Annotated in this window: 14 protein-coding genes; 2 read left to right on the top strand and 12 right to left on the bottom strand. The window is 43.2% G+C overall.

The genetic code is table 11. The annotated features are described in order from the left end of the window. Positions 1-17: 17 nt before the first annotated feature. The 12 genes from L4D20_RS22775 to L4D20_RS22720 all read right to left on the bottom strand — a co-directional run bounded on the left by L4D20_RS22775 (position 18) and on the right by L4D20_RS22720 (position 10,706). Entirely contained in the window at positions 18-791 is a 774-nt protein-coding gene (locus L4D20_RS22775) for a ParA family protein (protein ID WP_428803874.1), read from the bottom strand. 14 nt (positions 792-805) lie between these two features. Beyond that, on the bottom strand, positions 806-1,438 hold the full coding sequence (gene rsmG, locus L4D20_RS22770) for a 16S rRNA (guanine(527)-N(7))-methyltransferase RsmG (RefSeq protein WP_428803873.1): 633 nt from the start codon (positions 1,436-1,438) through the stop codon (positions 806-808). Continuing rightward, the gene (gene mnmG / locus L4D20_RS22765; protein WP_428803872.1) at positions 1,435-3,333 is read right to left on the bottom strand and encodes a tRNA uridine-5-carboxymethylaminomethyl(34) synthesis enzyme MnmG; all 1,899 of its coding nucleotides are present in this window, start codon (positions 3,331-3,333) and stop codon (positions 1,435-1,437) included. Before mnmG ends, rsmG begins: the two co-directional genes overlap by 4 nt. 495 nt (positions 3,334-3,828) lie before the next feature. Then, positions 3,829-4,266: an FMN-binding protein MioC gene (gene mioC, locus L4D20_RS22760; protein ID WP_428803871.1), complete on the bottom strand. Its 438-nt coding sequence runs from the start codon at positions 4,264-4,266 to the stop codon at positions 3,829-3,831. Positions 4,267-4,315: 49 nt separating this feature from the next. Continuing rightward, positions 4,316-5,677 (bottom strand): tRNA uridine-5-carboxymethylaminomethyl(34) synthesis GTPase MnmE, encoded by a 1,362-nt coding sequence (gene mnmE, locus L4D20_RS22755; RefSeq protein WP_428803870.1) that lies wholly within the window; start codon positions 5,675-5,677, stop codon positions 4,316-4,318. Between the two features lie 170 nt (positions 5,678-5,847). Next, positions 5,848-7,470: a membrane protein insertase YidC gene (yidC, locus tag L4D20_RS22750; RefSeq protein ID WP_428803869.1), complete on the bottom strand. Its 1,623-nt coding sequence runs from the start codon at positions 7,468-7,470 to the stop codon at positions 5,848-5,850. A 2-nt stretch (positions 7,471-7,472) separates the two neighbouring features. Continuing rightward, on the bottom strand, positions 7,473-7,730 hold the full coding sequence (gene yidD / locus L4D20_RS22745) for a membrane protein insertion efficiency factor YidD (RefSeq protein ID WP_428803868.1): 258 nt from the start codon (positions 7,728-7,730) through the stop codon (positions 7,473-7,475). Next, complete coding sequence (rnpA, locus tag L4D20_RS22740; RefSeq protein WP_428803867.1) at positions 7,697-8,020, bottom strand: ribonuclease P protein component; 324 nt, start codon at positions 8,018-8,020, stop codon at positions 7,697-7,699. The genes yidD and rnpA overlap by 34 nt, the downstream gene beginning before the upstream one ends. A gap of 45 nt (positions 8,021-8,065) precedes the next feature. Then, positions 8,066-8,200 carry a 50S ribosomal protein L34 gene (rpmH, locus tag L4D20_RS22735; protein WP_004735800.1) on the bottom strand — a complete coding sequence of 45 codons (135 nt, stop codon included), beginning with the start codon at positions 8,198-8,200 and terminating at the stop codon, positions 8,066-8,068. Positions 8,201-8,428: 228 nt separating this feature from the next. Continuing rightward, complete coding sequence (locus L4D20_RS22730) at positions 8,429-9,166, bottom strand: amino acid ABC transporter ATP-binding protein (RefSeq protein WP_428803866.1); 738 nt, start codon at positions 9,164-9,166, stop codon at positions 8,429-8,431. Then, positions 9,163-9,834, bottom strand: a complete 672-nt coding sequence (locus L4D20_RS22725) for an amino acid ABC transporter permease (protein ID WP_428803865.1) — start codon at positions 9,832-9,834, stop codon at positions 9,163-9,165. The genes L4D20_RS22730 and L4D20_RS22725 overlap by 4 nt, the downstream gene beginning before the upstream one ends. Positions 9,835-9,959: 125 nt before the next feature. Beyond that, complete coding sequence (locus tag L4D20_RS22720) at positions 9,960-10,706, bottom strand: amino acid ABC transporter substrate-binding protein (RefSeq protein ID WP_428803864.1); 747 nt, start codon at positions 10,704-10,706, stop codon at positions 9,960-9,962. Positions 10,707-11,072: 366 nt separating this feature from the next. Between L4D20_RS22720 and dnaA the strand changes: the two genes are divergently transcribed. Together dnaA and dnaN are read left to right on the top strand one after the other, a co-directional pair. Next, on the top strand, positions 11,073-12,479 hold the full coding sequence (gene dnaA / locus L4D20_RS22715; RefSeq protein ID WP_428803863.1) for a chromosomal replication initiator protein DnaA: 1,407 nt from the start codon (positions 11,073-11,075) through the stop codon (positions 12,477-12,479). A 73-nt stretch (positions 12,480-12,552) separates the two neighbouring features. Further along, on the top strand, positions 12,553-13,653 hold the full coding sequence (gene dnaN / locus L4D20_RS22710; RefSeq protein WP_428803862.1) for a DNA polymerase III subunit beta: 1,101 nt from the start codon (positions 12,553-12,555) through the stop codon (positions 13,651-13,653). Position 13,654 lies beyond the last annotated feature (1 nt).

The raw sequence follows: 13,654 nt of genomic DNA, 5'->3' as shown, positions 1-13,654 counted from the left end.
TCCTTTTAAATATATTTTTATGCAGGGACTTCATCGCGACGAAGCATTTCACCGGCGAGCGCTAAATAGGCTTTCGCTCCAGCGGAGTACTTGTCGTAATACATAGCAGGCTTGCCATGACTTGGCGCTTCGGCTAAACGAACATTTCTTGGGATAACCGTTCGGTAAACTTTATTACCAAAATGTTTTTTCAATTGATCCGATACTTCGTTAGAAAGTCGGTTTCTCGGGTCATACATCGTTCGCAATAACCCTTCAATTTTAAGGTTCTCGTTTACCACTGCGGCCAGCTTGCTAATTGTGTCCATCAATGCGGTTAACCCTTCCAGCGCAAAGTACTCACACTGCATAGGAACCAACACAGAATCTGCTGCTGCCATAGCGTTGATTGTAAGGAGATTTAGCGACGGAGGACAATCGATAAAGATGAAATCATAGTTATCACGAACCGAAGCAAGGGCATTTTTCAACCGAACTTCACGCGCAAAGACTTCCATGAGCTTAATTTCAGCAGCAGTAACGTCGCCATTAGCAGCAATCAAATCATAATGACCGGAAGTTTTGGTACAAACCACTTCATCAAATGGTACGTCTTCAACCAACAACTCGTAAGCCGTAGCATCAACTTGATACTTGTCCACTCCGCTTGCCATAGTGGCATTGCCTTGAGGATCGAGATCGACAACTAATACTTTACGTTTAGTCGCGGCCATAGACGCTGCTAAGTTAATGCACGTTGTTGTTTTTCCTACGCCACCCTTTTGGTTGGCTATTGCTACTATTTTACCCACGGTCTGCCTCGCTGTTATCCCTTGCGGGATAAGATTACAAGATGACGTTCACCTTCTAATTCAGGAACGTTCAAAGATTTGACACAGTTCACAGAACACCATTCTGGTAGCTGCTCAACTTCATCTTTCTGCAATTGCCCCTTAAGTGCTAGGAAAACTCCAGAATCTGGTTTAGGGAGGTGGTGACACCACTCAACCATATCGGACATTGAAGCAAATGCACGGCTAAGTACACCATCAAATTTATCTTCTGGCTGGAACTCTTCAACGCGACTTTGGACCGCCGTCACATTTTTAATGCCAAGCTCATGTGCCACCTGCTTAATAAAACGAATTCGTTTTCCTAAGCTATCAAGCAAATAGAACTCTTTATCAGGGTGCATGATCGCTAAAGGAATACCAGGAAGACCAGGACCCGTTCCCACATCAATAAAACGATCCCCTTCAAGGTGTTCACCGACCACGATGCTATCAAGAATATGTTTAACGATCATTTCTGAAGGATGACGAACAGACGTCAAATTGTAAGCTTTATTCCATTTATGCAGCATCTCAACATAGCCAATCAGTTGATCCGCTTTTTCTGACGATACCTCTAAATTGGTTTGGCTAACAAGTACATCAAGCTTTGTTCTTAAGTCACTCATTGTGATTCTTCACCCTTCTTCAATAGACCTTTTTTCTTTAGATAAACCAACAAAATAGAGATAGCGGCAGGGGTAATCCCTGAAATTCGTGACGCAATACCGAGAGTCTCTGGTTTTGAATTTGAAAGTTTTAAAATTACTTCGTTAGATAAACCTGATATGCCACTGTAATCGAAATCAGCAGGAATTTTAGTGTGCTCATGGCGCAACGATTTCTCGATTTCATCTTGCTGACGCTGAATATAACCTTCGTATTTCACTTGGATCTCGACTTGCTCTGCTGATTGCTGATCATCCAGAGCGGGAGAAAAATGATCCAAACTGGTTAGCTGTGCATAAGTGATCTCAGGTCGACGAAGTAGATCTTCACCACTCGCTTCTCTAGAGATTGGGCTTTTCAGTAATTCATTAAGTGCATCAACGCCTTCAGACTTAGGATTGATCCATTGATCTTTTAGTCGCTGACGTTCTTTTTCAATATTTTCAATTTTTTGGTTGAAGCGAGACCAACGCTCATCATCAACTAAACCAAATTCACGAGCTTTTTCGGTTAAACGTAAATCAGCGTTGTCTTCACGAAGCAGCAAGCGATATTCAGCACGAGAGGTAAACATACGGTAGGGTTCTTTCGTCCCCATGGTAGAAAGATCATCGATCAATACGCCCATGTAAGCTTGATCACGACGTGGGCTCCAGCCCTCTTTGCCTTGGGTGTACAAGCTCGCATTAAGTCCGGCCATAAGCCCTTGAGCTGCTGCCTCTTCGTAGCCTGTTGTGCCATTAATTTGTCCGGCAAAGAATAATCCAGCAATAAATTTGTTTTCGTAAGTTTGCTTGAGATCTCTTGGGTCAAAGAAATCATATTCAATCGCGTAACCAGGACGAACTATATGGGCATTTTCAAACCCTTTCATTGAGCGAGCGATCTGAATTTGAACATCAAATGGCAAGCTGGTGGAGATTCCATTTGGATACAGTTCGTGAGTCGTTAACCCTTCTGGCTCAATAAAAATCTGGTGACTGTCTTTGTCAGAAAAGCGCATGACCTTATCTTCAATGGAAGGACAGTATCTAGGTCCAATTCCTTCGATCACACCAGCATACAGAGGGCTACGGTCAAGATTGGCACGAATTAAATCATGCGTTTTTTCGTTTGTATGAGTGATGTAACACGGTATTTGCGTTGGGTGCTGCTCACGATTACCCATGAAGGAAAATACCGGTGTTGGGTTATCACCATGCTGAGCTTCAAGAGCAGAAAAATCGACGCTTCGAGCATCAATTCGAGGTGGTGTTCCTGTTTTTAAACGATCAACACGCAGTGGTAATTCACGAAGACGTTTCGCTAATGCGATCGATGGAGGATCGCCTGCGCGACCTCCTGAGAAGCTTTCCATACCTATGTGAAGCTTTCCACCAAGGAACGTTCCAACGGTCAACACAACCGATTGAGCGTAGAATTTAAGCCCCATTTGAGTCACTACACCGACGGCTTGATCATTTTCTACAATAAGATCATCAACCGACTGTTGGAACAGGGTTAAGTTTGGCGTGTTTTCAAGAGCATGACGAACATAGGATCTATACAGCGCTCGATCAGCTTGCGCACGTGTTGCTCGAACCGCTGGCCCTTTTGATGCGTTCAAGGTTCTAAATTGAATACCCGAATGATCAATTGCTTGAGCCATTAATCCACCCATAGCATCGACTTCTTTGACTAAATGCCCTTTGCCAATACCACCAATAGCGGGATTGCAAGACATTGCCCCTAAGGTATCAATGTTATGTGTTAGCAGTAATGTGCTTTGCCCAGTACGTGCAGCAGCAAGAGCAGCTTCGGTTCCTGCATGACCACCACCAACAACGATGACATCAAATTTTTCGTGATAGAGCATGTATAAACCTTAAGTGATCAAACGAAATTATGGATAGATAAAAGAGCGACATTCTACCTTTTTTAATGGAATGAGAAAACGAAATTATGGAATTTTCATTTTTCGTCGATCCCTTAATATATATAAGATCTATATAGAGATCTTTTATTAGATCTATTATTAAGGAAGCCCTTTTCTGTGGATAACTGGAAAATGATCAACAAGATCATGCTTTTTAAGTAGATCATTTGTTGTGATCTAGCATTGATCAAGCAGAGGATTAGCTGGGATCAAAATGGCTACTTATGCACAGGGGGGGTCGGGCTATGAAGTTGTTCATTGGATAACTATAGGATCATCACCGTATATCTACCTATTTATCCACAGACGGTTTGGTTGTTTTTTGTTCGGTTGAACTGCTGCTTAGGTCGTTAAGTTATTCACAATTGCAGTTGAAGAGAGTTTAAAGCAAAAAAAAGTGGCCATAGTTGACCACTTTTTTGCGAAAAATTAAAATTAACGAAGCTGATCCTGATGTTTTTCTAACCAAATATCGACATCATCTTCAGGGACTGGGGTATTTAATACATCAATTAGTAGGCTATCACAGAGTCGATTTGCACCAATATCAGCCAGTAAATGGTCAGCATGCTTACCTGCGCAGCAGAAGGTATCGTAACTCGAATCGCCTATTCCAATGACCGCAAAGCTCACGTCTGACATTTTAGGCGGTGTCGATTGAAGCGCCTGAATGAAGGGTTGAATATTGTCAGGATAGTCGCCCGCACCGTGTGTGGACGTCACTATTACCCAAGTTCCAGAGGCAGGTATAGTGTCGATGCTTGGGTGGTTATGCACCGTGGCTTCGACTCCTGCAGCGGCTAAGTGGTCAAAAATATGATCACCTACATATTCAGTACCACCAAGCGTGCTACCTGTAATTATATGAATCATTTACACTTTCCTTGTTATTCTTTATCTAGATAATGGTTGAGCGTGGTGATTATTTACCAATACAAAATGAAGAGAAAATCTGTCCTAATAAATCGTCTGAACTGAATTCACCCGTTATTTCATTAAGATGCTGCTGCGTGATGCGTAATTCTTCTGCCAGAATCTCACCGGCCATGTAGCCTTCAAGTTGTTGCTGACCAATATCGAGGTGATGAGCGGCACGCTCAAGGGCATCTAGATGGCGTCTACGAGCCATAAACCCGCCTTCATGACCGCCAGCAAAGCCCATGCACTCTTTTAAGTGAGTTCTTAATGCATCGACGCCTTGGCCTGTTTTTGCTGATAAACGGATCAAAGTCGGTGAATTGACATGGCAAATCCCAAGATCTTCGCTTGTCTGATCGGCTTTATTTCGTATGACTGTCATGCCAATATCTTTTGGTAGACGATCAACAAAGTCAGGCCATATTTCCGTTGGATCGGTCGCATCTGTTGTGGTGCCATCGACCATAAATAGAACTCGATCCGCTTGTTTTATCTCTTCCCAAGCGCGCTCTATGCCTATTTTTTCCACTTCATCAGACGCATCCCGCAACCCGGCCGTGTCGATAATATGCAAAGGCATCCCATCAATATGGATGTGCTCGCGTAAAACATCACGGGTTGTTCCTGCAATTTCGGTGACAATTGCTGAGTCTTTACCAGAAAGCGCATTGAGCAAGCTCGATTTGCCGGCGTTAGGGCGTCCGGCAATGACGACTTTCATCCCTTCACGCATGATCGCACCTTGATTGGCTTCTTTGCGCACCGCTTCAAGGTTATCAATGATAGTTTGGAGATCAGAAGAGACTTTGCCATCGGCAAGGAAATCAATCTCTTCTTCGGGAAAGTCGATAGCCGCTTCAACATAAATACGTAGATGGATTAAAGAATCGACTAATGTATTGATGCGATTGGAAAACTCACCTTGCAGAGATTGTAGTGCCGATTTTGCCGCTTCTTCTGAGCTGGCATCAATCAAATCAGCAATCGCTTCTGCTTGAGTTAGGTCCATTTTATCGTTTAAAAAAGCACGTTCAGAGAACTCTCCGGGCTTTGCTGCTCGTACTCCTGAAATGCTCAAGATACGTTTGATAAGCATATCCATAACCACAGGACCACCGTGTCCTTGTAGCTCAAGCACATCCTCACCAGTAAAGGAGTGAGGGTTCGGGAAGAAAAGCGCAATGCCTTGATCGAGCTCTGTGCCATTTTCTGCTTTAAAAGCAAGATACTCTGCATAACGCGGTTTAAGTGCTCTGCCAGTAACTTCAAGGGCGACTTGCGTTGCAAGCGGGCCGGAAACACGAACAATTCCAACGCCACCTCGGCCAGGAGCTGTTGCTTGAGCAACAATAGTATCTGTAGTCATAGTTTTGCCATTTCGATAGTAAGTAGCACGGTTAGTCATAAGTGCTATTTGGATATTCACTAATTAGCGCTCTTAGGTTGTTAACGCTATTAGTTTGCTAACGCAATTGTAATCAGCGAAAAACAAAAAGGCGACCTTTTGGTCGCCTTTCTTTATTTCTTTATGTCGTCTTACTTAGAATGTAAGCCTTTCTTTTCTAGCGCTCGATAAATCAACGTTTGCTGAATCAGCGTTACGATGTTTGATACTAGCCAGTAAAGAACCAACCCTGATGGGAAGAACAGGAAGAAGAAGGTAAACATAACCGGCATAAAGGTCATGATCTTCTGCTGCATAGGATCCGTTACAGTAGTTGGGCTCATCTTCTGGATTAGGAACATTGAAGCACCCATCAGCAATGGCAGGATGTAGTACGGGTCCTGTGCTGATAAGTCATGAATCCAACCAAAGAATGGTGAGTGACGAAGTTCTACCGACTCCATTAGTGCCCAGTACAGTGAAATGAAGATAGGCATCTGTAGGAAGATAGGTAAACAACCACCAAGTGGGTTCACTTTCTCTTTCTTATACAGTTCCATCATTTCTTGGCTCATGCGTTGACGGTCATCGCCAATACGCTCACGCATTGCAGTCAGCTTAGGCTGAAGCATACGCATTTTAGCCATTGAGGTGTACTGCGCTTTTGTTAGTGGGTACATCGCACCACGAACAATAAACGTTAGGACTATGATTGCTAGACCCCAGTTCACAACAAAGCTTTGAATGAATGATAGAAGTGTATGCAGTGGTTTCGCTATAAACCACAACCAACCGTAATCAACTACAAGATCAAGGCTTGGTGCAACCGCTGCCATCTCGTTTTGTAGCTTAGGACCAACCCAAAGTGTACTTTCAAATTGAGTTGTTTCGCCCGTAGCGATTGTTTTGTTTGGCATACGTACGCCGATATCAGCTAGGTTGCCGATAACGCGAGTGTATAAGCTTGTACCTGGCTCGTTACGTGGAACCCACGCCGTTGCGAAGTAGTGCTGGATCATCGCTGCCCAACCTTGGCCATTTGGCAGGCTGATAGACAGGTTACGATCTTGCATGTCACCAAAGCTGTATTTTTTGTAACGCGTGTCTTCAGTTGAGTATGCGCCGCCACGGTAAGTTGGCATTGTTAAGCTGCCACCCTTATCCATCACAGTTTGACGAAGGTGAGCGTACATACCAACCGTTGCGTTATTGCCAGAGTTGTTCGCAACATCAAACGTTACGTCGATAGCGTAGCTACCACGTTTAAGGATAAACGTTTTAACGTAGTCAATACCGTTCGCTTGGAACGTCATTGGGATGCGAAGCTCGTCTTGGTCGTCAGCAAGTGTGAAGCTATCAGCTGATACTTCATAGTTTGGACGATTTGAGCTGCTTAAATCGATACCTTGAGGACCAACTAAACCACTTTGAGCGATAAATTGATGCGCTTGAGTATTTTGTAGCAACACAAATGATTCTTCAGAATCGAATTCTTCATCGTATTGATTTAATTCTGCAGCAAGAACATCACCACCAACCGTGTCGATAGACAGAGTTAGGACGTCCGTAGTCACGGTGATTGTTTGCGCAGACGCAGACGATTGACCTGGAGCTGGATCGAGATCATCAGCAAAAGATGGTGCCGGTAGTGAGCCGCTAGATTGTGCCTGTTCAACTGCTTGTGGAGCTGGAGCCTGTGCTACTTGCCATTGTTGGAATAGTAGAAAAGAAACCAAAGCCAAAGCAATTAGCAGGATATTACGTTGAGAATCCATCGTTATTTATCTCTGTCTTGTTTTTGGACTGGTGGAATGGGGTCAAAACCCCCTTCGTTCAAAGGGTGGCATTTTAATAGACGTTTGCCTGATAACCAAGACCCTTTTACAAAACCGTGAGCTTTCAACGCTTCTATCGCATAGAGCGAACAGGTTGGCGTAAATCGGCAGCGAGGACCAATCATTGGGCTTATAATCCATCTATATAGATAGACCAGTCCAATAACTAACCACGCGAAGGGCGAGACAGGCGAAGCCATAATTTATCAAATAATTTGAAAATTTCATCATTGCTCAAATCTTGCGCGCTTTTCTTAGCAATAACAACAAAATCTTTGTTAGGAAGTTGGTGTTGACTGTTACGAAAGCTTTCACGAGCGAGACGCTTAAAACGATTTCTTCCAACCGCAGTTTTGATTTGTTTTTTGGGTACAGCTAAACCAAGACGAGGATGAGAGAGAGTATTATTGCGAGCGATGATGGTGAAATGAGGCGAACCAGCACGATGAGCTTGCTGGAAGACTTTTTGATAGTGTTCGGGAGTTAACAAACGTAACTCCCGACAGAAGGCTAGCTTATTCAAAATAATCAAAGATTACTTAGAAAGACGCTTACGGCCTTTAGCACGACGTGCATTGATTGTAGCACGACCGTTCTTAGTCGCCATGCGTGCACGGAAGCCGTGAGTACGCTTGCGCTTTAGAACTGTAGGTTGAAATGTGCGTTTCATTTTAAATACCTTTACTGATCAGTAGTTTTAGGTTCTTGTTAACCCGGCGTGGGCACAATGTATTTCTCTATTAAGTAGAAAGTACGACCGACGCCTCTCAACAAAGAGGCGGAATTGTAATCACTGTCACAAAAAGAGTCAATGATTGGGTTTAGCTAAATTCCGGTCGGCCGATTATACGTAGTGTAAATAAAATCTCAAGGATCTTTAGATCACTACCTTAGATCTTTAATCAAGACCAACTTGATTAAGGAACTTCTTGAGTTGAGGATCTTGTGGATTATTAAAGATATCCTGTGGAGAACCTTGCTCAACAATATGTCCGTCAGCCATAAAGATCACCCTGTCGGCGACCTCTTTAGCAAACTGCATTTCATGTGTCACCACCAACATTGTTTGGTGTTTGGTGGCTAACTGCTTCATTAAATTAAGAACTTCACCAACCCATTCCGGATCTAATGCTGAAGTGGGTTCATCAAATAGAAGAAGTTCGGGCTGCAAAGCCATTGCTCGGCCAATGCCAACTCGCTGCTGTTGACCACCAGAGAGAGCTGCGGGATAACTATCGCCTTTATCGCTTAACCCTATGTCATCTAATATCTGTTGAGCTTTGGCTAAGGCCTGATCTTTTTTCCAACCTCTTACTGTAATGAGCCCTTCAGCAATATTTTGTCTGGCAGTCATATGTGAAAACAGAGCATAATTTTGAAATACAAAACCGGTTTTTCTTCTCAGTGCTAAAACTTCCGCTTTATTGTGAGATTGAGCATTCACTGAGACATCATCAATAGTGATAGTGCCTTGATCCGCATGCTCTAGGAAGTTAACGCATCTAAGCAGCGTTGACTTACCCGTGCCACTAGAACCGATGATCACGATGATTTCACCTTGCTTGATATCGATATCGATCCCTTTCAATACTTCAGTATCCCCAAAGCGCTTATGGATATTTTGTAGTTTGATCATCGTTGGTAAGCCTTATTAAGCTTGGCTTCAGCCAAAATTTGAATACGGGTTAATATCAGAACAACACCCCAATAGATAAGTGCAACCGCGAGGAAGGCTTCAAAAAATCGAAAACTAGACGACGCTTCCATTTGAGCTCTAGCCATGATTTCAGCCACGCCTAGCGTGAAGGCAAGAGAGGTTGATTTGATCATGTCGATGAAATAGTTCATCAAAGAAGGCAGGGCAATTCGAGTTGCTTGAGGCAATATAATACGAATCATCGCTTGTGAACGCGTCATACCAACAGACAGGCTCGCTTCCATTTGACTGCGATCGATACCAATAATGGCCGCACGTATACTTTCAGCCATATAAGCGGCAAAGTGCAAAGTAAGCCCTATGACAGCTGCGCCAAACGCATCTAATCCAACCATAATTGGGAAGACTTGAGGCAATCCGTAATAAAGTAGGAAAAGTTGGACCAAAAGTGGTGTACCACGGAAGAAGCTTATATAAAGCTGACTCAATTGATCCAGTACCGGTACTTTGAATACGCGGATATTGGCAAGTGCAACAGCAAGGATGAGTGAGAAGAAGAGTCCCCATACTGCCATTTCCATTGTAGTACCAAGATAGCCAAGCAGAATTGGGATCAGCTCAAGCATATAATGAAAATCAAAACCCATTAAGAGACCTTATATCGACAGTGGTGATGTAAACGAAGTTTATGTAAATGCCAGTTATGTAGCAACCTAGACAAGAAAAGGCGGAACATGACGTCCCACCTTTATATAGAGTAAACAACTAAGAGTTATTTAGTGATATCAGCACCAAACCATTTTTGAGAGATATCAGCAAGCGTTCCATCTTCACGCATTGCCGATAAAGCTTGGTTTACTTCCGTTTTAAGTGCTTGTCCTTTTTCGTTATCCACAAATGGCCAAGCGTTTTGAATTGTTTCAAATGGTTCGCCTGCAAGTTGCAATGGTAGGCCTGTTTTTTTAATCAGTTCTAGTGCTGATAGGCGATCCATAACAAATGCATCCGCACGACCTAGAGCAACATCATGCTCGATACCCGTGTCGTAGGTTTTGATGGTGATCTTGTTGTCTTTATCATAGTTACGCAGCAGTTGCTCAAAGTTAGAACCCAGGTTAACTGCAACCGTCTTACCTTTTAGATCTTCAATGCTTTGAATTTCATCATTGCCTTTGCGAACCGTAATCTGTGCGCCATCAACGACGTATGCGTCAGCAAAAGTATATTTTGCTTTCCGAGCGTCAGTGATGGTTATTTGGTTTGAGATAGTATCAATACGACCCGTTTCTAATAGGCCAAATAAACCAGAAAAGTTTGCTGTTACGTATTCAACGTTATAGTCATTGCGCTTACCAATCTCATCCCATAGATCAACTTCAAACCCTTGTAGCTTATCTTGCTGAACAAAAGTAAATGGGAAGTAGCGTCCAGACATGCCAACTTTTACGTCAGTGGCAGCTTGAACAGTGCTTGTTGATAGTGCAATAACGGCAATAGCAGCCTTAATCCAGTTTTTCATAATACAACTCCATAGTTATGTAGGAGGAGATACTACTGGTAACGCTATCAATTAGAGAAATAACTAAGTGCGATAAAATAGAGGAAAGCGGTATAAGTTAGAATTTATGTCCTGTTAACGATCGTTGGATATAAATTTAATTCACAGAGTTATCACCAATGTCTGGATCTCGCTATTTCATCCACAATGTGGATCAAAATGTGGGTAAAACAGGGGCAAGATGTGTTGATCTATCAGTTTTGAGCGTAAAAATTGTGAATAACTTCGATCTTATTCACTGGATCGTCGATCAATCGCTGGTGATCTTGGTTATCAACAGGTAAAATTGCCAGTCTTTTCCGATTATATATTTCGAGTGGGGGCACCGTGTCATCTTCGCTTTGGTTGCAATGTCTGCAACAGCTTCAAGAAGAGCTACCAGCTACAGAATTTAGTATGTGGGTTCGTCCGTTACAAGCGGAGCTCAATGACAATACTCTCACCTTATTTGCCCCGAACCGATTTGTTCTTGATTGGGTACGTGATAAATACATCAATAGTATTAATCGCTTACTGCAAGAGTATTGTGGAAATGACATTCCTAGCCTGCGCTTTGAAATTGGTAGCCTGCCTGTTGCGGCGCCAAAAGCCGCGCCGACGCGTACTGCTGCAGATGTGGCTGCGATGTCATCGGCTCCAGCGCGCATGCAAGCTCGTAAACCCGTGCACAAAACATGGGATGATGAACCGAGTACTTTAGCGGACATCAACCATCGCTCAAACGTTAACCCTAAACATAAGTTTAATAACTTTGTTGAGGGTAAGTCGAACCAACTGGGCTTAGCGGCTGCGCGTCAGGTATCGGATAACCCTGGCTCTGCTTATAACCCGTTATTTTTGTACGGTGGTACTGGCCTCGGTAAAACTCACCTATTGCATGCAGTAGGCAACGCGATTGTGGATAACAAGCCCAATGCTAAAGTTGTCTATATGCACTCTGAGCGCTTTGTACAAGACATGGTTAAAGCGCTGCAAAATAATGCGATTGAAGAATTTAAACGCTACTACCGTAGTGTTGACGCATTGCTGATCGATGATATTCAATTCTTTGCTAATAAAGAACGTTCTCAAGAAGAGTTCTTTCATACCTTTAATGCACTGCTAGAAGGCAACCAACAGATCATTTTGACTTCTGACCGTTATCCTAAAGAGATCAACGGCGTAGAAGATCGCCTTAAATCTCGTTTTGGTTGGGGTTTAACTGTTGCGATCGAGCCCCCTGAGCTTGAAACGCGCGTTGCGATCTTAATGAAGAAAGCAGAAGACCACCAAATTCATCTTGCTGATGAAGTGGCATTCTTTATTGCGAAACGTTTACGTTCTAACGTACGTGAGCTTGAAGGGGCACTTAACCGTGTTATTGCTAATGCAAACTTCACTGGTCGCCCAATTACGATAGATTTTGTTCGAGAAGCTCTTCGAGATTTACTAGCGCTGCAAGAAAAGCTCGTCACTATTGATAACATTCAAAAGACCGTTGCTGAATACTATAAAATTAAAGTGGCTGATCTACTGTCAAAACGTCGTTCACGTTCTGTTGCTCGCCCACGTCAACTGGCGATGGCACTGGCGAAAGAACTGACCAACCACAGCTTGCCAGAGATTGGGGATGCATTTGGTGGTCGTGACCATACGACGGTACTACATGCATGTCGTAAGATTGCTCAGCTGCGTGAAGAGAGTCACGATATTAAAGAAGATTACTCGAATTTGATTCGCACACTTTCTTCTTAATTTACACTACTGTTTTGTTTTACCTGAATAGATAGAATATGGCATCGCGCCAAACTACCGTTAAGAGTTAGATATGAAATTTACTATTGAACGTAGCCATTTAATTAAGCCACTTCAGCAAGTGTCAGGAGCCTTAGGTGGGCGACCAACACTGCCTATTTTAGGTAACCTGTTGATTAAAGTGGAAGATAACGTTCTGTCGATGACGGCAACTGATTTAGAAGTTGAACTGATTAGCCGTGTGACATTAGAAGGTGACTTTGAGGCGGGTAGTATTACGGTTCCTTCGCGTAAGTTTCTCGATATTTGTCGTGGATTGCCAGATAGCTCGGTAATCACTGTCGTTCTAGAAGGTGACCGAGTACAAGTTCGTTCAGGTCGAAGCCGCTTCTCATTGGCAACACTGCCATCTAGTGACTTCCCAAACATTGAAGATTGGCAAAGTGATGTTGAGGTTTCGCTAACTCAAGCGGAGCTTAAAGGTCTTATTGAAAAAACCCAGTTCTCAATGGCCAACCAAGATGTACGTTATTACCTTAACGGCATGTTGTTTGAAATTGATGGCACGACCATTCGTTCTGTTGCCACTGACGGTCACCGTATGGCAGTTTCTCAAGTTACACTTGTCGGTGAGTTTGAAAAGCAGCAGATCATCGTGCCTCGTAAAGGGGTACAAGAGTTATCTAAGTTATTAGACGCGCCAGAACAGCCGGTTGTATTGCAAATTGGTAGCTCTAATCTACGAGCTGAAGTGAATAATTTCGTCTTCACCTCTAAGCTTGTTGATGGTCGTTTTCCAGATTATCGCCGCGTATTGCCGCAAAATACCAACAAAACACTTACGACAGAGTGTGATGAGCTGCGTCAGGCATTTTCTCGTGCTGCCATTCTTTCCAATGAAAAATTCCGTGGTGTTCGCGTTAATCTAGCCAATAACGAGATGCGTATTACCGCCAATAACCCTGAGCAAGAAGAAGCAGAAGAGACACTTGATGTGGACTTTCAGGGCGAAGATTTAGAAATCGGCTTTAACGTTAGCTATGTACTGGATGTATTAAATACATTGCGCTGTGAAAAAGTACTAATCTCAATGTCAGATGGCAACGCCAGTGCATTGATTGAAAATGCTGAAGACGACAGTGCCATGTACGTGGTTATGCCGATTCGTCTATAGA

This window comes from Vibrio kyushuensis (assembly GCF_050337325.1).
In the GTDB taxonomy this organism is placed as follows: domain Bacteria; phylum Pseudomonadota; class Gammaproteobacteria; order Enterobacterales; family Vibrionaceae; genus Vibrio; species Vibrio kyushuensis.
Note: the sequence above shows the minus strand (reverse complement) of the source record. Positions and strands in the feature narration are given on the sequence as shown.